Genomic DNA, 20,857 nt, shown 5'->3' with positions numbered 1-20,857 from the left:
CCTTTGTCTTTTTAATGCCTAACACTACTTAAACCAACCTTGAAAGCGCTCCATCAGCATATAGTTAACCGGAACGAGTAGTAAAGTTATAAAAGTCGCAAATATAATCCCGAACCCTAAGCTTACCGCCATAGGTATTAAAAACTGCGCCTGAGTCGCCTTTTCAAACAACAGCGGCATTAAGCCTATAAAAGTGGTTAAGCTGGTAAGCATAACCGGGCGAAAGCGCGATGCGCCAGCGAGTTTAACTGCCTCTATTAAATCGCCACCTTCGCTACGTTTTTTATTAATAAAATCGACTAATACAAGCGAATCATTCACTACCACACCTATTAATGCAAGCATACCTAGTAAGCTCATAATGGTTAAGTCCATACCCATTATCCAGTGCCCTACTACAGCGCCAATCATGCCAAATGGAATAACGCTCATAACAATAATTGGTTGCATGTATGACTTAAACGGAATGGCCAATAGCGCATAAATAATAAAAAACACAAACACTAACGCCCAGGCCAATGAGCCAAACGACTCTCTTTGCTCTTTGGCTTCACCTTCAAGTTTGTACTCAACCCCCGGGTATTGCTGCATTAACTCATCTAAGTATTTTGCTAGGTCGGCTTGAAGCACCGTCATGTTGGTGTTGTTTTTTTCAATATCAGCCGTCACGTTTAGTGTGCGATAACGATCAATACGGTTTATGGTTGATGGACTTTGTCCTGCCGTAAGTGTTGCCACGTGCGACAATGGCACAGAGCCGCCATCGGGAGTGCTTATTAGTATGTTTTGTAAATCAGCTACAGAGCGGCGCTCGTCAATAGGTAAACGAACCATTACACGCACGTCGTCTCGTCCGCGTTGAATACGCTGAACCTGCGAGCCAAAAAACGAATTACGCACTTGTCCTGCCACATTTACACGGTTTAAACCAAGCGCCAAACCTTGTTGCGTAAGCTCTATACGCAACTCTTCTTTACCATCAGACATACTATCGGCAATATCAAACACTGTTGGGTACGTTGCTAAACGGTTTTTAATATTATCAGCTACATCTTGCAATATTGTTAATGAAGTACCACTTAGTTGAACGTCTATTGGGTCTGAACTTCGGCCAATTTCAGCTCTAAATGTTAAGCTTTCAGCGCCAGGAATAACACCAATTAAATCGCGCCATTCACTAGCAAGCTCTCGCGAACCTATATCTGACTCACGCTGCTCAGCAGGTGTAATCTCAAAGCGTACCGCTCCGGAGTTAGACGCACCACCGCGTCCGCCAGTAGTGGCTAATATATTTAAAATAACGCTTTCGCCTGTATTAGGGTCGCGATATTTGTCTTGTAATTGCTGCGCTTTTTCAGACATATCAATCACGTATTTATTGGTTACTTCAAACGGTGTGCCTGTTGGCAGTGTTAGATTAACTCGTACAGTTTCGCTCGGAATTCGTGGGAAAAAGATAAACTTAGTCCAACCACTGGTGATCATGGTTAGAATAATAAAAAATACCCCCACAAATAAACTGACCGTTGTTAATTTATGACGTAAAGCAGTGTTTAATATAGGTTGGTAATATTTTAAAATTGCACTTTCAAAGCCATCTGCAAAGCGTTGTTGAATCGCTTCAAGCTTTGATGGTTCACCTTTTTGGTGGCGTAGTTTTATGTATTTTAAATGTGCTGGTAACACAAATTTAGATTCAATTAGCGAGAACAATAAAACCGGAATAACCACTACCGGAATTTGTGCAAATAAGGCGCCGCGCGCCCCTTCAATAAATGCTAAAGGTAAAAAGGCAGCAACAGTAGTCAGTACACCAAAGGTAACCGGAGTCGCAACTTCTTGAGTACCCAATATAGCAGCCTGCTCACCCGATTTTGCCGTTTTTAAATGGGTATACACGTTTTCGCCGGTTACTATGGCGTCATCTACTACAATACCGAGCACTAAAATAAAGCCGAATAAGCTCATTATATTTAACGTTACACCAAAAATTGGCATCGCGATAAATGCGCCCATAAACGATACAGGAATACCAATAAACACCCAAAATGCAATTGCTGGGCGTAAAAATAGCGTGAGCAGTGCCAGTACTAAAATACCACCTTGTAAAGCATTACTGGTCAAAGTAGCGATACGGCTTTTAACTAATTCTGAGTCGTCGTCCCAATAACTTAGTTTAAAACCCTGTGGTAGCGTGGCTTGCTGCTCTTCAATATAATTTTTAACATCGTCTGCCACGGTTATCGCGCTTTGCGGGCCAATTCGGTAAACGTCTATAAACGCCGCTTGCTTACCATTAAAACGGGTGCGTACTGGCGTTTCTTCAAAATCGTCTTTAATTGTAGCAATATCACCTAAACGGATAATCGTTCCATCGGCTTGGTTTTTTACTACTATGCTGGCAAATTCATCTTTACGATAAGCCTGCCCTTTTGAGCTAATTAGTACATCGCCGCCCTCTGTTTTTAAGTTACCGGCAGAAATATCAGAACTTGAATTAGCAATAGCACTCGATATTTGCGCAAGGCTTAGGCTGTACTGGCGAAGTGTGTCTTGGCTAACTTCAATGGCTAACTCGTAGTCTCGTACACCACTTAGCTCTACCTGGGTTACGTTAGGTAAGCGAAGTATTTGATCTCGCACTTTTTCGGCATATTCACGCGTTTCTTTTTCGCCGTAATCGCTTGATACGGTAACGGCTATTACTTCTCTTTTACGCTCAGCCAGCGCAACAATCGGTTTTTCTGCATCGCCAGGAAACGTATTAATCGCATCTACTCGGCTTTTAATATCAGCTAATAACTCACGAGGATCGTAACCGCTTTCAACCTCAATAGTTACAGAGCCTGATCCCTCTGACGAGCGGCTAAATATTTGTTTAATTCCCTCTAAGTCTTGAACCGCTTCTTCTATACGAATAGTCACGCCCTGCTCTACATCTTCAGGGGTTGCACCACGCAGGCTAACACCTACGCTTATCATATCGGTTTCAAAGGACGGAAATACTTCCAGTGGTATTTTACTCGATAAACTAAATAGTCCCGACAACAACAAAGTTACTAACAATAAGTTGGCAGCAACATGGTTTTTGGTAAACCAAGCAATCATGCTTTATCTCCTTGCTTGGCCGCGCGACGTTTTTTTATTAACTCTTCAACACTTATACCAAGCTCTTTTGCTTTTTGCTCTAGCTGCTCACGAGTCGGGCGCTTACTTTTAGATACTTTTTCTTTTGGCTGTGCACCTAAAATATTCACTTTAGTGCCTGAGCTTACTTGACCTAGCGGCGTAACAACCAATTTATCGTTTGCTTTTAAACCGGTTTTGATCATTGCTTCATTGGCGTTTTGCCATGCAAAAGTAACGTCTTTACGCTTTAATACATTACCTTCAACCACATAAACATAAGTACCTTGGTAAATTGTACTGTTAGGAATGATCAACGCATTTTGCACCGTTTTACCCGCTATTTGCGCTTTTATGTATTGCCCTATTTTAATTGGGTACTGATTACTAGCGGTTGATTTATATGGGTCGTCTATTTTTGCCACCACATAAAGTTGCTGTGCATTTTCGTCAATAGCGCCCTCGGTGCGTGCCAGTTGACCTTGCCATGTTTGCTCCCCCACTAAATCAGAACTAAATTTAACTAACGAACCCGCTTGGTTTTTAGCACTATCACGGTATTGCTCTGGCAGGTTAACAAACGAAAGGTCTTTATTTTTTATTGGTAAGCGAATTTCAACACTATCAATAGCGTAAATAGTGGCAAGTTGGGTATTGTTACTCACTACTTGACCTAAATCGACACTACGACTCAGTATTCGCCCAGCATAGGGGGCGTTAACCTTTGTACGTTCTAAATCAAGCTCTGCTTTTTCAAGAGCAGCTTGAGCCGATAGCACTTGTGCTTGCGCAGCTGCTAATTGCGGCTCACGCAATACCAAGCTGCTGGCTTGGCTTGAACCACCAAGGCGCTTCCAATCAGTCAGTGCTTGTTGCCCGCGGGCCTTTTCTTCTAATAAGCTTTGCTCTGCTGTGAGTAAATTAGCTTGAGCAGATTTAACCTCTGCCTGATGATCTCTATCATCTAGCTTTAATAACACGTCGTCTTTTTCAAAAAAGCCACCTTCTCTAAACTCATCGCTCACTTCAATTATTTGCCCTGATGCTTGAGCAACAAGTAAGCTTTGTGTTCGAGGTTTTACCGTACCGTAGCTGTCTATCATTACTTGATAACTTTGAGGCACAAGCTCAAGTACAGACACACTAATTGCTGCTTTTGGTGCTGAACTAAAGCGTCTCGCCTCTGGCGGATTACTCTTAATAAAAAATACAATTAAAAGAGCGGTAACAACAACCGCGGCTGGAATAATTATTTTAGCTGTTTTAGTGTTCATCGTTATTGCTCTTTAAGTCGCTTGACGGTTTTTCAAAATCACCACCGAGGGCAACATGTAGGTTAATTCTATTTGCGATTAATTGGTTTTTAATTTGTATTAATGAACTTTGCGCATCAAATGAGCGACCTTGTGCATCAAGTACCGTGGTATAAGTTACTAAGCCACTTTGATATTGCTCAAACGATAACTGCTCGGCCGCAAGTGCATTTTTTTGTGCTTCGAGGGTGCTGGTGTACTGCGCTTTTAAAGACTGCTGCTGCGATATCGCGTTTTCTACATCAGCAAATGCATCGTACAAGGTTTGTAAATATTGCTGTTCTTGCTTTTGCGCATTCAGGCGTGCAATTTCTTCATTGGCTTGTAAACGCCCTCCCTCAAAAATAGGTGCCGAAATACTTCCGAGTAAAGACCATGCGAGGCTTGAAGGAGAAAACAAATTACTTACTCTATCTGTACTATCACTCAAGCTTGCAGTTAAATTTAAACTCGGAAAGCGCTGTTTATGTGCGTAAGCCAATGACGCATCGGTAGCTAATAACTCGTACCAACTAGCAAGTAATGCGGGCTTTCGAGTAATGAGTTCTGAAGGAATACCAACTGGAATTTCGGTACTAATAACCGGTAAGTCAGTACTTGCTGTAATAGCTCCTTTTGGGTACTCACCTAGTAAGCGCTCAAGCACTCGCACTGCACTTGATAGACTCGCTGTTTGAGTGGCAATGCGTGAGCGTTCGTTATTAAGCTCATTGCGGGCTAAATAAACATCAAGCGCTTCATTAATACCTTGGCGATAACCCGACTCAATTATATCGAGGTTTTGCTTAGCATTTTCTTCACGGCGCTTATATAAATCAAGCAGCTGCTGCGCAGACACAACATCAAACCAACCTTGAACAACATCTGAAACGAGTTGTTGTTTAGCTTGTTCAAAACGCGCTTTTTGCGCTAAATAAGAAAGGTTAGCTTCTCGTTTTGAATCTGACAGCTTACCCCATAAGTCAACTTCGTAATTTAAGTTTAAGCTTACCGAGCTGGCATTATTATAGCTAACAGGCCGGTTATTTTTGCTTCGGCTAGTACGCGAAGATAAATCTAAACTAGGCCAAAGAGCTGATCCGGTTGCTATTAGTTGCTGTTTAGTAATAGCGACATCATAGCTGGTTTGTAATAGTTGTTGGTTGTTTTTAAGCGCTTGTTCTACGTATTTGTTAAGTAATGGCGTGTGCAGTTGAGTTAACCATTCATCATCCACTTTTAATACCGAACTTGATGCTTGTTGTTGCCACTGCTGTGGTAAATTATTTGGAGTTTGTTCGCGCTGCGATGGGTTTAAGTTACTCGCACAACCGCTCAACACTATAATGCTTATTGCTAATAAAGATGGCTTATATTGCCACATCATGTTTAAACCTGATCAATGCTATTTATGAGTGTTATTCAATCACTTTAGCAAACTTTGCTCAATTGACTTTACATAACATTACATAGCTTGCGGTGAAATTGTAAGTTCACTCAATGCGCTAAGTGTTAATACAACTATCAAAAACAAATGAGCAAGCTAACTTTTAATCAGAGAATTAATTTAAAGCCTTAAGAAGTAGATGTAGAAAAGACGACAGAGTTTGCTATTGGCATTACACCAGCTAAAGCGGAATAAAATTATAAATATATTTTGCATATGGAACGCAGTTTAATGCTGCGCCGAACTTAGGACAGAAACAAAAAAGCCTCGCATATGCGAGGCTTTGTATACATTCTTGCGACTAACCGAGTCGAACGGGTAACTTGAACAGACTACTGATTACAGTTTCTTTTTCTAGTTACATTGTAAATGGTGCCGACTAACCGAGTCGACGGGTAACTTGAACAGACTACTGATTACAGTTTCTTTTTCTAGTTATATTATAAATGGTGCCGACTAACCGAGTCGACGGGTAACTTGAACAGACTACTGATTACAGTTTCTTTTTCTAGTTATATTATAAATGGTGCCGACTAACCGAGTCGAACGGTTGACCTACTGATTACAGTTTCTTTTTCTAGTTATATTATAAATGGTGCCGACTAACCGAGTCGAACGGTTGACCTACTGATTACAAGTCAGTTGCTCTACCAGCTGAGCTAAGTCGGCACACTAAAACAAAAAGCCTTGCATGAGCAAGGCTTTATATAAATGGTGCCTCGACCCGGAATCGAACCAGGGACACGAGGATTTTCAATCCTCTGCTCTACCAACTGAGCTATCGAGGCACTTAAACAGTGCTAATTAAATGTTATCGAAACACTTAACTAAAATAAATGGTGCCGACTAACCGAGTCGACGGGTAACTTGAATAGACTACTGATTACAGTTTCTTTCCTAGTTACGTTATAAATGGTGCCGACTAACCGAGTCGAACGGTTGACCTACTGATTACAAGTCAGTTGCTCTACCAGCTGAGCTAAGTCGGCACACAAAACTGTGTGCTAAGGCACTTTATCAATTTTAAAGATTGATAACTTTTTTGTAAATGGTGCCTCGACCCGGAATCGAACCAGGGACACGAGGATTTTCAATCCTCTGCTCTACCAACTGAGCTATCGAGGCACTTAAACAGTGCTAGTGAATGCTCTAAGCATTTCACTTTTATAAATGGTGCCGACTAACCGAGTCGAACGGTTGACCTACTGATTACAAGTCAGTTGCTCTACCAGCTGAGCTAAGTCGGCACACAAAACTGTGTGCTAAGGCACGCGTAAAAATGTTTAAATAAATATCTAAACACCATTACTTTAATAAATGGTGCCTCGACCCGGAATCGAACCAGGGACACGAGGATTTTCAATCCTCTGCTCTACCAACTGAGCTATCGAGGCACTTAATAGTGCTGATTAGTAATCACAACGGATTAATAATTCAACTCCCACATAGCTTTACTGACTGAGCTATCTGGGCGTGCGGCGTATTAAACGAGTTTTACCCTTACAAGTCAACTTTTTTTATCCTTTGCAACTGTTTGAACGGTTTTCAAACAACTAACAACAAATCTCGTTCATACCGTGCATTTATTCAACAAAAGAGTTTAAAAAACGTAGTGAATTATTTTTTTTAGGTGTTACGATTAGTCAATAGCTTTCGGTACAGGCTTACCGTTTTAATAAAACCACGATAGGAAAACTCATGCAGAGTAAGTTCTCTTCAGCAATAAAGGGCCTACTACCTATATTTTTAGTTAGTAACCTTATAATTTCCACATTATTTATAGTCGCCTATTCGCTTTACTCACAAAGCAATGCTGAGAACAATGAACTTCCCCAATCCTCTACTATTGCACCCACTAAACTTGCTGAACGCCTTGAGCAGCCCATTGTTGAAGCACTAACAACATACGGGCAAAACAAAGCCAAATTACTTCTTGATATTGCAAGCTTACTCAATAATGACTTTAAATATACTCTGCATCGTTTTAATGCAAATAATCAAGCCGAGTTAGTTTATAGCAATAATAGTATAGTGATTGCACCTTTAGCTGTTAGCAAATACATTAAAGAGCAAAATACTCTGCATCATTTAATCTCATCAGAGGGACAAGTAATCGCTGAGCTTATCATTGAGCAGAAACAACCTTTAATTTCATCATCGACACAAAATTTATCAATGAGTGCATATCTTTCCGCTATTGTTGCTCTGTTCGCACTGTTTGCATTCGCTATAGCGTTTAATAAGTACATTAAAAAACGACTACATAAAAATACCGATTCTCTCACTCAGGAACTCAAAGCTATTACACAAAATGATAATTATCAAAGCACGCTTGATGAGCAACTTGATGGAGGGTTAGAAACCGTTGCTCAACAAATTAATTTATTGCTGAAAAAAGTAAGTATGGTTCTAGCTGACGATCAAGCTGCACAAAAAGAATTAAAAAGGCTACAAACCAGTCTGGAAACAGAAGTACAAAGCAGAACATTTGAATTAGAAAAACAAACTCAAAAAGCGTTAAAGGCGAGTGAAACTAAAACCACCTTTTTAGCCACCATGAGTCATGAAATAAGAACACCAATGAATGGTGTTATTGGCACCATTGATTTACTTCGCCAAACAGAGCTTGATGGTGCTCAGCAACGCCTTAGTACTATTATTCGTGAATCCGCATTTTCGCTACTGAGTATTTTAGATGATATTTTAGATTTTTCTAAAATTGAGGCTGGAAAGCTCAACATAGATCCTGTTCCGTTCTCTATTGCAGATACACTAGAAGAAGTAGCCAAGGTATTATCGTCGGTTGCTAAAAATCGTCATTTAGAACTCGATTTATCAATTGCACCCGATATTCCTAATAACCTTATGGGCGACTCAGGCAGGGTTCGCCAAGTGCTATATAACTTATGTAGTAATGCCATTAAGTTTACTAGCACCAGTGGTACAACGAAGGGGAAAGTAAGAATATCAGTAGAGGTAGCAAATAACACCGCCGATCACTTTACATTGCGTTTTTGTGTAAGTGATAACGGTAAAGGAATGAGCCAATCTCAGTTAAGAAAAATTTTCAACCCGTTCACTCAAGCAGAAAGCTCAATTACGCGAGAGTTCGGTGGAACAGGGCTTGGTCTTTCAATTTGTAAAAGCTTAACCGAGCTAATGCTTGGTACTATACATGTAACAAGCCATGAAGGGATTGGAAGTGAATTTACCGTTGAACTGCCTTTTTCGACTGCAGGTAAAACTGAATTTGCCCATAAAAATACACTTAATGGTAAACATGTCATTATTGTCAGCAGCGACGCAGAGCGCGGTAAAGTAATTTATCGTTACTTGTCATTTATGGGGGCTAAAATAACTTATGCTCATGAGCAACAAGATGTAGAAGCTCACCAAGATGCCAAGGATATTATTTGGGTTGTTGATGGCATTGATGACATGAGTAGTATTAGTACCTTACTAAGAAGTTTACTTTACTCACTAGAAGATAATAACCAGCAAATGGTGGTATTAAGTAAATTAGATGAAGCAGTAATTAATCATAAAAGTATTTTTTATATTAATGCTTCTCCATTATGTAAATCTAACTTCATGCTTTCAATTTTGGTGGCTGCAGGTTTGCATAAGCCTAAGCAAGTTAAAAAAGCCAGAACGATGAATCACTACCTAAACTCAGAAGAAGCGCTGGCCGCAAATAGGCTAGTATTATTGGTAGAAGATAACCTATTAAATCAAGAGGTACTCACCGAACAATTACATATACTAGGGTACAGTGTAGAGGTGGCTAATAACGGTGAGGAAGGCCTAGATATGTGGCGTAAAAATAGCTACTCGCTCATTTTAACCGATTTACATATGCCAAAAATGTCTGGCTACGATATGGTTGAAAAAATTAGAGAAGAAGCGTCATTGCTCGAATCGATTGACGCACAACCTTATATTATTGCTGTTACTGCCAATGCTCTAAAAGGAGAGAGAGAGCGGTGTTTAGCTGTAGGTATTAACGACTTTATTACTAAACCCATTGAGTTAAATGCACTTGAAGACACATTAAAGCAATGGAATGACTTATATAGCAAACAACCACAACAGGTGAATTCGACCGAAAAACCAATCATGCCTATTGATATGGAGTCAGCGAATAAGTATATAAATGGCGATGATGCTAAAATAATCCGCTTTTTTAAAATGTATTTAGAGCAGAGCCAAGAACAAATTAAAGCGATTAACTTCGCTGTGCTGCAAAGCAATAAAGCTGAAATTTTATCCGCTTGCCACCAATTAAAATCTATATCGAAGACAGTAGGAGCTAACATTGTTGCTGATTTAGCGCAGTCATTTGAAGATAAGTGTAAAAGTGATGAAATAAAAGCTGATGAATTAATTAAGATGAGAGATGAGCTTGAAATTGAATATTCAAGAGCAGCACAGTTTTTAAAAGAACAAATTAGAAACAACGATCAGCAAGATGACTTGATTTAACTAAAATATTCATCGGTATACACAATATAAAAAAGGGCTCATAGCCCTTTTTTATTAATTATCCTAAGCACAGTTAATTTATTTTTCTACTGGCTTATAACCTTCAATCTCAACTTCTTTACCTTCAAACAAAAAGCCAACCATTTGCTCTTCTAAAAAAGTACGATGCTCTGGATCCATCATGTTTAAATGCTTTTCGTTGATCAGCATAGTTTGTTTATGCTGCCATTGCCCCCAGGCTTCTTTAGAAATATTATTAAAAATTTTCTCACCAAGTTCACCAGGGTATAACTGAAAACCAAGGCCTTCGGCCTCTTTTTGTAACTTTTGACAAAATACTGTACGTGCCATGATTGTTCCCCTTAATGCTAAATATAACGCTATTCTATACTATTGCCGTAATTTGTTTAACCAACTTTTTAGTCGGTGCCGCTAACCCTACTTCTATTGATTGATCGAGTGGATACCACACCAGCTGCTTGTCATTAACAACATCCGGGGCTTTCTCAATATTAAGTACATGCGGGTTAATCGTCAGCTCAAAATGTGAAAATACATGAGTAAAAGGCGTTACTTCATTAAGGTCTCTTTTAAGCCCTTGTTGCGCTAAAAAAGTTTCGAGCTCGCTGTACTCATTAAATTCAAAAAATCCAAATAATCCGCCCCAAATACCACTGTTCGGGCGCTTTTCCATGAGCACCTTGTCGTTATGCTTGATAATTAACTGGTGGCAGCTTTTTTTAGGCACTACTTTTTTAGGCTTAGAGTGAGGAAACTCCTTAACTTTACCAGCGTTAAACGCACCACAACGGCTATTTAATGGGCATGCCTCACAATCAAAGCGACTGCGCGAACATAAGCTTGCACCTAAATCCATCATAGCTTGATTAAACTCTGTAACATTATTTTTAGGAGTGAGTTGTTCACTTAAATGCCAAAGCTGATTTTCTACTTTTTTAACCCCATACCAGCCTTCAACCATAAAAAAACGAGCAAGCACTCTTTTAACATTGCCATCAAGAATAGGGTGATGCTGCCCCAAAGATAATGATAAAACAGCACCAGCAGTAGAGCGCCCTATTCCGGGTAAATCCATTACTTCTTCAAGCGTGCTAGGAAACTGACCTTGGTATTTATCTCGAACTATTTTAGCGGTTTTATGTAAATTACGTGCACGAGCGTAATAACCTAAACCTGTCCAATGATGCAGAACCAGATCTTCATCAGCATTTGCTAGAGCAATAATATCGGGAAAGCTTTGCATAAACTTTTCAAAATAAGGAATAACAGTGACAACCTGAGTTTGCTGTAACATCACCTCAGATACCCACACTTTATATGGCGTTTTAGCTAATTGCCATGGTAACGTTTTGCGCCCATGAAGGTGATACCAGTCAACTACTTGATTAGAAAACCAATCTGACTGCTGTTTTTTTAAATCCAACATAATTACTTTTTTACTAATGCTCAATGGCGGCTCAGTCTATTGTAGTGACTGAAAAGATCAAGCTATAACACCCTAATGCTTGTCAACCTAGCGCTGGTCAGGGATAATACGCAACCATTTTTAAACACATTGTTTTGTCAGGCCAATAATATGAGTGAATCAAGTAACAACAACCTTGAGCAAGCTAAGCAAGAAGGTAAGTATATCCGCACTATTCGCAGTTTTGTTAAACGCGAAGGCCGATTAACCAAAGGGCAAGCTGCTGCAATCGAAAAGTGCTGGCCAACAATGGGCCTTGAGCACAAAAACGGCCTACTTGATTTAAGCGAAATTTTTGGCAATGACAATGATGTAGTGCTAGAAATTGGTTTTGGTATGGGCAAGTCATTGGTTGAAATGGCAAAAAATGCACCACATCTTAACTTTATTGGCATAGAAGTTCATCGCCCAGGCGTTGGCGCATGTTTAATGGATGCTGACGAAGCTGGCGTTACTAATCTGCGTGTGTTTGAACACGATGCAGTAGAAGTTCTTGCCGACTGTATAAGCGATGAAAGCTTATCAACCTTACAGCTATTTTTCCCTGATCCATGGCATAAAAAGCGTCACCACAAGCGTCGCATTGTACAAACTGAGTTTGCTGAAAAACTTCGCTCTAAATTAAAAATCGGTGGTGTATTTCACATGGCAACTGATTGGGAAAACTACGCAGAGCATATGTTGGAAGTGATGCAAGCAGCTCCAGGTTACAAAAACCAATCTGAGACTAACGACTATGTACCCCGCCCTGATTTACGTCCATTGACTAAATTTGAACAGCGTGGTCACCGTTTAGGTCATGGCGTATGGGATTTAATGTTCGAACGTACTAAGTAACCGTTAATTAAATAATCAAGTAAGGTAAAGCCATTTATGAGCGTATTAACCAATCCAAGCCTACTATTACTTCGTAACAGTGAAGAGTTAAAAGGTAAATCAATATTGGTGGTCAACTTTGTTCAAGATGGCTTTTTAAATGAGCTAAAAACGCTCAACCCACAAAGTAAAATAACCGCTTTTAGTTATAACCACGCCAATGGTGAATTTGCAAAGAACATATCAGGTATTGATGTCACCGTAAATCACACTATTAATAATGGTGATTATGATTTGGTAATACTTTATTACCCTAAATCTAAACCTGAGCTATTAATGGCGTTAGACAACATACGCGCGGTGATAAGCAAAGATGCAGAGCTACTCGTTGTTGGCGAAAACAAGAGCGGTGTTAAGTCAATTGAAAAGCAACTTGCCGGTAAGGCCGAGTTCAGTAATAAAATAGACTCAGCAAAACATTGTGTTTTATATTCATTTTCAGAACTAACTCTCAATAGCGCGTTTGATATTAGTACTTACCATAAAGAGTTTACGGTAAGTGTAAGTGATATTGAGTTTACAGCGGTCAGTATTCCTGGCGTGTTTAATCATGGTGCGCTAGATGCTGGAACGAAAATGCTACTAGAAAATGCTCCTAACTTAAAACACGGAAAAGTCCTTGATTTTGGTTGTGGCGCAGGGCTTATTGCTACTTTTTTAGGTCTAAAAACTCCAGCTCTGACATTTACCTGTAGTGACGTAAGTGCACTTGCTGCCTATGCAACAACACAAACGCTTAAGTTAAATAATGTAAACGGTGAAGCCATACTCAGTGATGGTTTAAATAATATTACTGGCAAGTTTGATTTAATTATTAGCAACCCACCCTTCCATACTGGGATTGCAACTGACTACAGCGTTGCGGAATCTTTTTTAACCCATGCAAAGCAACATTTAACTAAGGCAGGCAAACTGACTATAGTAGCTAATAGCTTTTTGAAATACCCACCTATTTTAGAAACCCAATTTGACAGCTACCACAGAGTATTTAAAAACAATAAGTTTGCCGTATACAGTAGCTAGAGTAAGCTATTAATATCCTATGAGAACATAAATTTGGGCTATATTCGCCACATATTTATGTTCTAAACTAAAAATAAAAAGTGTAATTAAGCCAATCTTTTTGCTTCATTTTTTTCTGTTTTTGCTAAACTACTACTTATAATATTCACAATTGACACGGATGACCTTTTCGCAATGCCTAAAACTGTAGAGCAAAATAGCATTCGTAGCATATTATTTAAAACTATCATGCTTATAACAACTATCTGTTTGTTATTATCGCTTTCAATTTCTACCTACTTAAGCGCGCAAGAGCAAAAAAAACAGCTCATTAGTAAACTTGTGTTGGTGTCTGAGATCATTGCATTTGACGCGATGCCCTCATTATTAAATAAAAATAGGCCTGCAGAAGAAAGACGCTTAAAGCTGCTTCAACAAGTATCATCCGTCACAAATTTACATATTTACGCTTTAGATGAGCAATCTAATAAGCCAGTATTTTTTACCAGCTTTAATGCCCGAAAATCACCACCAGTCCCCATTAAAACAGATAATATTAATGACTTTGCTGAACCACAAGTTAGTGACGAGTACATTGAGTACATTACCCCAATACTCAATAATGAACAGCTACTCGGCTATGTATATATTAGAGGCAGCTTAGATAACTTAAATCAGCTAATAACTAAAAAGATTATAATCGATATCGTTATTATGGCTTTAATACTTATTTTTATTTCTTTGATTATTTTAAGGCTACAAAAAAGGATTGCCAGCCCGATTGAAAACTTAAGCTTGTTGTTGCAAAACATAGCAAAAAAACATAATTACTATGCGCGTGCGCCCTTAACGAACCTAACTGAAATAACTCGGCTTTCTAATAGCTTAAATGTAATGCTTGCACGCACACAAAGGCAAATAGAGCGCCATGAAGAAGATAAACAAGAAATTAAGCAGCTAAACTCAAACCTTGAAGAGAAAGTGAGTCAACGCACTATTGCGCTCAGAGAGGCCAATAAAGAGCTGTTATCTACTCTAGAAAAGATGCACCAATACCAAACTCAAATTGTCGAAAACAAAAAAATGGCTTCATTAGGGCAAATGGTGGCAGGGGTTGCTCATGAGGTAAATACACCGATAGGACTTGGTATTACAGGCTCCACTTTATTGCGAGATAAACTCGCAGAGCTACAGGTTAATTTTCATAATAAATCATTAACCGCGAGTCAATTTGAGCAATTTACTAATGATGGTATTGAAAACTTAGACCTAATCTATAGCAGCTTAAACCGCGTTGCAGAACTTATTTCTAACTTTAAAAAAGTCGCGGTGCTCAAAGATGATGAAATAACCAGCACTGTTAATTTACAACACTTAATTAACGACACCCTACTGTCTATGGGGCAAGAACTAAAACTTAAAAACCCAAAAGTTCTTATAAATTGTCCAGCAGATTTAACCGTTGAAAGTAAAAAAGGACCATTACAGCAAGTATTCCATCAGCTTATTTTAAATTCCCTGCTGCACGGCTTTGTAGCTGGCGATCACAATGAAGTACAGATTGATATTGTGGTAACGAAAACAAAAACACAAATTACCTACACCGACAACGGGCTAGGTGTTGAAAACAGTATACGAGCAAAAATATTTGACCCATTTGTAACGTCAAAGCGCGGCCAAGGGGCGAGTGGTTTAGGAATGCATTTGGTTTACAATTTAGTGACTCAAGCATTAGCCGGAGAAATTGTGTTAGATACCGAGTATCAGCAAGGCGCCCGATTTATTATTACACTCTAAAAGCGAAAGAACTCTTTTACCCACTTGAATTACAACTTTATGACCATACTAAGACATGACTTACTAAACAGTTGTATCATTAATGCTGTATTTAACACAATTAAGGAACTTAATTGTGTTTTACATATCACATACATTGATGAAAAGTTGGAAAGTGATATAATTCCGTTTTGAATTAGTCTGATTATTTTAAGTATCTTTAGGTGGTTGATGGATGTATCAATTATTAAAGGGAAATGGCTTCGACTCTACAATTCAAATTATACATTCAACGTTAAGTATCAATTAAGCCGCGGTTTTTAATAATACGTCATAGTAGGTTTGGGCGCGCAGCTGTTTATATCTAATTTGTTTTTACTTGTTAACATTTAGATATAATCCTATAATTCTAGTAGTCGGCTCTGATGATCATGCCGATTTTATAAATAAAACACACTCCAAAAAGGTTAATTAAAGATGCAAACGCCAGTCATTCTGATCGTAGAGGATGAAGACGTAACTAGACTGAACCTCGTTAGTTTATTTGAAGCTGAAGGTTACAAAGTTATTGAAGCCATTGATGGCGATGATATGCATGATAAGCTTACAAATAACGATGACGTCAATCTTGTAGTTATGGACATCAACCTGCCAGGTAAAAACGGGCTTATTCTAGCTCGCGAATTACGCCAAAAACGCAAAGTTGGTCTTATTTTCTTAACAGGCCGTGACAACGATGTAGACCGTATTTTAGGTCTTGAAATTGGTGCTGATGACTATATTACTAAGCCTTTCAACCCACGTGAATTAACTATTCGTGCACGTAACTTAATTACGCGTACCGCACTAGGTGGTGAAGAATCAGCTATTGAAACCAATGGCGTGATAACCTTTAACGGTTGGGAACTTGACGAAAACAGTCGTTGCCTTACTTCTCCAAATGGAGATGCAAAACGTCTACCGAAAGGCGAATACAGAGCACTGCGTTTAATGCTTGACTCACCAGGTCGTATATTTAGCCGTGAGCAACTAATTAAACACATGACTGGCCGTGAGCTTCGCGCTAACGACCGTACAGTTGATGTTACTATTCGACGTATTCGTAAGCACTTTGAAAGCGACAATTCAACGTCTGAGTTGATCAGCACCATCCATGGTGAAGGTTACCGCTTCATTGGTAAAATCGACAGCTAATTAGTTTTTATTCTAATTGTTGTAAAAATAAATGAAGGGCCTGTTGTCCTTCATTTATTTTGTCTGCTAATTCATCAAGCCAAACTGTTAATACTTCATCACTTTGTTCCAGCGCACCATGCTCCATTTGCTTTGCATGCAACTGCACATCATTCAGACCTACCGAACCAGCGGCACCTTTTAACTTATGCGCAACGGATTTATATTCTTCTCTGTCTGCTGTTTTTAATGATTCTAATAGCTCATGTTGATATTGTGGATTTAGCTTTTTAAACAACTGACTACTGCGTTTAAATACTTCAACCCCCATCGAGTTTACAAAGTCTTCAATGGTTTCAATATCTAACAAGTCAGTATTTATTTGATTTAACAACTCTTGATTGACTACTCGCTGAGGAGCCTCAATTTGCGACTGTTTAATACCAAAGAGTTCAGCGAGCATATTATCTAATTTGCTGGTGTTTATTGGTTTAGCCAACGCTCCTTGAATAGAAATACCCTCAAGCTCTTCTTCAGCACTGCGGACATTGGCGGTAAGTGCCACAATAGGTAGCTGGTCAAAATGGCTTTGTGCGCGTATTTGTCTTGCTACTTCATCGCCATTAATATCAGGCAACTGCATATCAAGTAACACTAAGTCTAGGTCATCTTCGGTTTCTACAAACGATAAAGCATCTTCACCTGTTTCAGCCCACAACACTTCATGACCACGTTGTTCTAACAAATTAGTAGCAATTTCAGCATTAAGTGGCACATCTTCCACTAATAAAATATATAAGCTACGCCCTACATAACTATGTTCGGTAGGAGCACTACATAAATTCAGCGGAATTTGTACAGTAAAACAGCTACCCTCTCCTGGGGTACTATTAACAGTTATAATGCCTTTCATAGCACTTACTAACGCTTTTGTTACGGCTAAGCCAATACCTGAACCAATCGCATTGGTCCCTTTAAGATCAGGTGCTTTGTAGTACATATCAAAAATGCGTGTAAGTTGTTCTTGCGGGATCCCTTCACCGGTATCAAGTATTTTTATAATAAGCCATGGGCCATCTTCACGGTTTTCTCTACCGCAATCTAAGGTGACACTACCGTGCTGGGTAAATTTAACCGCATTATTAATTAAGTTCCATACCACTTGGCGTAAACGAGTGGGATCAAGTAGAGCATATATATCGAGTGTTCCAGAGCGTTTTACTTCAAAAGAAAGCTCTTTTTGCTCCGCAATGAGGCCTGCAAAGTTAACCACGTCATTAATAAAGTCAGAAACATTAATTTCGTTGGCAGCAATATCTAATTGCTCACGATCTATTTTATCTAAATCTATAATATCGTTAAATATATTACCCAGTGTCTCTGCACTTGAAAACACCGTATTACACCAACTACGCTGCTGTTTATTAAGTTCAGTATCCAATAGCATCCGAGTTAAGCCAACGATACCATTGAGCGGAGTGCGTAATTCATGGCTCAAGGTGGCAATAAATTTCCCTTTATCTTTATAAGCAGTTTCCAGTGCCTGCGCGGCTTCTTTACGGCTGGTAATGTCACGGCCAAAGGCGAGTAAACCAATGTAATCGCCCTGCTCATTTATGAAGGGAAGCTTTCTCAGTTCAAACCATCTTATTTCACCATTTACAGAATATTCTACATCGATAGTTAAACCTTGATGAGTGCGTTCAACCTGCTCATCGGTTCTTAATACTTCAGATAAAAAGTGGCTTGGAAATATCTCTTCTGCGGCTTTGCCAATTAATTCTCCACTGGTTTTGCCCATCACCTCTTCAAACATTTTATTACAGCCAGCAAACACCCCATTGTTATCACGGTAATAAAATAAATCTGGTGAGGAATCTACAATAGAGCGCAGTAACATACCTTGTTGTGCGAGCTCTTGTTGCGTTTTTTTACGCTCTGCAATTTCACGTCTGAGCTCTTCTATTGCCCTATGCTTGGCATGAAAGGCCATTTTACGTTCGTCAATTTCAATGTTTAAACGATTAATATTGTCTTTGAGAGTTTGATTTAAAAGCTTTTCTTGTTTTGTGGCACTATCTAAATAGGCATAAGAGGCATCAAGTTGCCGAATAGAGTTAAGCAGTACGCTAATCACCAGAGGAGAAACAACTGAGGTAAAAAATACTATAGCTAATATATCAACTAAGTTCACTTCCCCAATAGCAACATAGTAAAACATACTCGACAAAACCATCGATACTGTCAGTAATAATGCATAGCAAATAGCTGCAGTTTTAAACTCACCAAAACGAGTTATTGAACTGGAAAGTACTCGAACCCACGGGTTCAAAGAAGAATCTGTCATATATCAGTGTTTCTCTTGGCTAAATGCTTAGTTTTTATAAGTAAGTATGATTAAAAGCTAATTTTAGCATTTTCTATCAGCTATTTTCATGTTGTGCGATAAAAACAGTGAAATTTCATGTTTGCTGTTATTTGCTGCATTTCAGCAATTCTTTATTTAGTGTAAAATGTAATGTTTTAAACATTGCAAATAACGAGTAACGTATCATGCAAACGACTATGCCAGATATTGCTAACACAGCTGCAGCATTACAAACAGGTAAATTAGACTGGGTAGGTATGGGCGATATAGAGCTGCCTTTTATTTTTGAATCCCTTGATTTAGCTCCAGTTACTGTTAATGCAAAAGCTCGCGCTTTTGTTAATTTACACCAAGAAGATGCCAAAGGCATTCACATGTCGCGTCTGTTTTTAGCACTTGATCATCTCTCAACTGAGCAACAGGTCAACCCGCACACCTTAGCACAAGCACTAGATACCTTTATCACCAGCCATAAAGGCTTAAGCGATAAGGCACAAATCGAATTTAAATTTGAATTACCGCTGCGCCGCAAGTCATTACTCAGTGGTAAATCGGGCTGGAAAAGCTACCCTATTATACTTACCAGTACTATAAACCAAGGTGTCATTAGTTTTGAGCTAAGTGTTGATGTTACTTACTCATCAACCTGCCCCTGCTCTGCAGCTCTTGCTCGCCAACTGATCCAAAATGCGTTTAGCGAAAAGTTTGCTCAAGAAACACTAACTCAATCAGAGGTTTTAGAGTGGCTTGGAACAACTCAAGGCATTGTCGCAACCCCGCATTCACAGCGTTCTATTGCTAATGTTAAAGTAAAATTAGCAAATAACATTGAACAGTTTGATGTGATTAACTTAATCAATCTACTAGAAGATGAGCTTAAAACACCAGTACAAGCCGCGGTAAAACGTGAAGACGAACAAGAGTTTGCTCGTTTAAATGGTCAAAACTTGATGTTTTGTGAAGACGCAGCACGAAAAATTAAAACTACCTTAGAAGCAAAACAGTTTAGCGACTATTTTTTACAAATTAACCACTATGAATCTCTGCATGCCCATGATGCCGTTGCGATTGCAGTAAAAGGTATAGAGGGCGGATACACAGCACTATAAACACCAACGGTAACTAAAGTAACCATAACAACTATTTGGGCACATAAATTGCTTTAGAAAAGCAGTGTCAATTTGTTGTTATGGAGTTACCGTATGGAATTCGCTTTATTATTAATATTAGTGCTAGTTGTTGGGGCATCTGTAGTTGCGTCAAAATTTAATGATGACGGCGGAAACCCTTATCCTTTTACTCGTAAGCAAAGTGTATTTACCCAAGTAGAAGGGGCGTTTCTGAATTTATTAGAACGCGCTGTTGGCGATCAATATAAAATTGTTAGTCGCGTTAAACTAATCGATGTGATTGACTGTAAACAAGGTCTATCTGTCAAATCCAAACGTGCGGCATTGGCTAAAGCAAAAAATAAGCAGCTCGACTATGTGTTAGTCGACAAAGAAAAAATGACCATAGTGGCTGCGGTTGACTTAGTTAATAATGCCAACAAAGATGGTCACAAAGCACAGCGTGATTGGTTTGTTAACGGTGCATTAGAAGCCGCTGGCATTCCACATATTCGCATGAAAGTAAAGTCAGGCTACCGCCCAAGTGAAGTTCGCGATGCCATTATGTTTAAATTAGGCAAGCCTGCTAAATCACAACCTGCACGCCCGACTCGTACTAGAGCCCATAAGCCTGCGGTATTATCACCCTCTCAAGCAAAAGCACATTCAACCGCCCTTGCTGAAATATAACTACTGAGTTAAAGCAATCTATTAAAGCGA

At 39.1% G+C, this 20,857-nt stretch carries 13 protein-coding genes and 6 tRNA genes; 7 read left to right on the top strand and 12 right to left on the bottom strand.

Annotation, left to right across the window (positions count from 1 at the left end):
• Positions 1-24: 24 nt before the first annotated feature.
• The 9 genes from AB8618_RS02645 to AB8618_RS02605 form a co-directional block, all read right to left on the bottom strand.
• Complete coding sequence (locus tag AB8618_RS02645) at positions 25-3,108, bottom strand: efflux RND transporter permease subunit (RefSeq protein WP_413401299.1); 3,084 nt, start codon at positions 3,106-3,108, stop codon at positions 25-27.
• Positions 3,105-4,400: an efflux RND transporter periplasmic adaptor subunit gene (locus AB8618_RS02640; protein ID WP_413401298.1), complete on the bottom strand. Its 1,296-nt coding sequence runs from the start codon at positions 4,398-4,400 to the stop codon at positions 3,105-3,107. The genes AB8618_RS02645 and AB8618_RS02640 overlap by 4 nt, the downstream gene beginning before the upstream one ends.
• The gene (locus AB8618_RS02635; protein ID WP_413401297.1) at positions 4,390-5,805 is read right to left on the bottom strand and encodes a TolC family protein; all 1,416 of its coding nucleotides are present in this window, start codon (positions 5,803-5,805) and stop codon (positions 4,390-4,392) included. Before AB8618_RS02635 ends, AB8618_RS02640 begins: the two co-directional genes overlap by 11 nt.
• 653 nt (positions 5,806-6,458) lie before the next feature.
• A tRNA-Thr gene (locus tag AB8618_RS02630) sits at positions 6,459-6,534 on the bottom strand.
• A 43-nt stretch (positions 6,535-6,577) separates the two neighbouring features.
• Positions 6,578-6,653, bottom strand: a tRNA-Phe gene (locus tag AB8618_RS02625).
• Between the two features lie 125 nt (positions 6,654-6,778).
• Positions 6,779-6,854 (bottom strand) — tRNA-Thr (locus AB8618_RS02620).
• A gap of 60 nt (positions 6,855-6,914) precedes the next feature.
• Positions 6,915-6,990: transfer RNA gene (locus tag AB8618_RS02615), tRNA-Phe, on the bottom strand.
• Positions 6,991-7,036: 46 nt separating this feature from the next.
• A tRNA-Thr gene (locus tag AB8618_RS02610) sits at positions 7,037-7,112 on the bottom strand.
• 71 nt (positions 7,113-7,183) lie between these two features.
• Positions 7,184-7,259 (bottom strand) — tRNA-Phe (locus AB8618_RS02605).
• A gap of 304 nt (positions 7,260-7,563) precedes the next feature.
• On the opposite strand from AB8618_RS02605, the gene AB8618_RS02600 reads away from it, so the two are divergent.
• On the top strand, positions 7,564-10,347 hold the full coding sequence (locus tag AB8618_RS02600) for an ATP-binding protein (RefSeq protein WP_413401296.1): 2,784 nt from the start codon (positions 7,564-7,566) through the stop codon (positions 10,345-10,347).
• A gap of 78 nt (positions 10,348-10,425) precedes the next feature.
• Here the strand turns inward: AB8618_RS02600 and AB8618_RS02595 are convergent, their stop codons facing one another.
• Together AB8618_RS02595 and mutY are read right to left on the bottom strand one after the other, a co-directional pair.
• Complete coding sequence (locus tag AB8618_RS02595) at positions 10,426-10,698, bottom strand: oxidative damage protection protein (RefSeq protein ID WP_008110439.1); 273 nt, start codon at positions 10,696-10,698, stop codon at positions 10,426-10,428.
• A 34-nt stretch (positions 10,699-10,732) separates the two neighbouring features.
• Positions 10,733-11,794: an A/G-specific adenine glycosylase gene (mutY, locus tag AB8618_RS02590; protein WP_413401295.1), complete on the bottom strand. Its 1,062-nt coding sequence runs from the start codon at positions 11,792-11,794 to the stop codon at positions 10,733-10,735.
• Between the two features lie 150 nt (positions 11,795-11,944).
• Here mutY and trmB point away from each other — a divergent pair, with 150 nt between their 5' ends.
• The 4 genes from trmB (at position 11,945) to arcA (ending at position 16,681) form a co-directional block, all read left to right on the top strand.
• Entirely contained in the window at positions 11,945-12,670 is a 726-nt protein-coding gene (trmB, locus tag AB8618_RS02585; protein ID WP_413401294.1) for a tRNA (guanosine(46)-N7)-methyltransferase TrmB, read from the top strand.
• Between the two features lie 36 nt (positions 12,671-12,706).
• A complete protein-coding gene (locus AB8618_RS02580; protein ID WP_413401293.1) occupies positions 12,707-13,732 on the top strand; it encodes a methyltransferase in 1,026 nt (341 codons plus the stop codon).
• A 174-nt stretch (positions 13,733-13,906) separates the two neighbouring features.
• Positions 13,907-15,508 carry an ATP-binding protein gene (locus tag AB8618_RS02575; RefSeq protein WP_409424728.1) on the top strand — a complete coding sequence of 534 codons (1,602 nt, stop codon included), beginning with the start codon at positions 13,907-13,909 and terminating at the stop codon, positions 15,506-15,508.
• Between the two features lie 456 nt (positions 15,509-15,964).
• Positions 15,965-16,681 (top strand): two-component system response regulator ArcA, encoded by a 717-nt coding sequence (gene arcA, locus AB8618_RS02570; protein WP_008110444.1) that lies wholly within the window; start codon positions 15,965-15,967, stop codon positions 16,679-16,681.
• Between the two features lie 7 nt (positions 16,682-16,688).
• Here arcA and arcB read toward each other — a convergent pair whose 3' ends face one another.
• Entirely contained in the window at positions 16,689-19,007 is a 2,319-nt protein-coding gene (gene arcB / locus AB8618_RS02565; RefSeq protein WP_413401292.1) for an aerobic respiration two-component sensor histidine kinase ArcB, read from the bottom strand.
• A 206-nt stretch (positions 19,008-19,213) separates the two neighbouring features.
• Here arcB and folE2 point away from each other — a divergent pair, with 206 nt between their 5' ends.
• Complete coding sequence (gene folE2 / locus AB8618_RS02560) at positions 19,214-20,137, top strand: GTP cyclohydrolase FolE2 (protein ID WP_413401291.1); 924 nt, start codon at positions 19,214-19,216, stop codon at positions 20,135-20,137.
• A gap of 93 nt (positions 20,138-20,230) precedes the next feature.
• A complete protein-coding gene (locus AB8618_RS02555) occupies positions 20,231-20,827 on the top strand; it encodes a DUF2726 domain-containing protein (protein WP_413401290.1) in 597 nt (198 codons plus the stop codon).
• The last annotated feature ends 30 nt before the right edge of the window (positions 20,828-20,857 follow it).

Source organism: Pseudoalteromonas sp. RW-H-Ap-1 (assembly GCF_048318575.1).
Taxonomy (GTDB): Bacteria; Pseudomonadota; Gammaproteobacteria; order Enterobacterales; family Alteromonadaceae; genus Pseudoalteromonas.
This window is presented reverse-complemented; position numbering and strand designations above follow the sequence as displayed.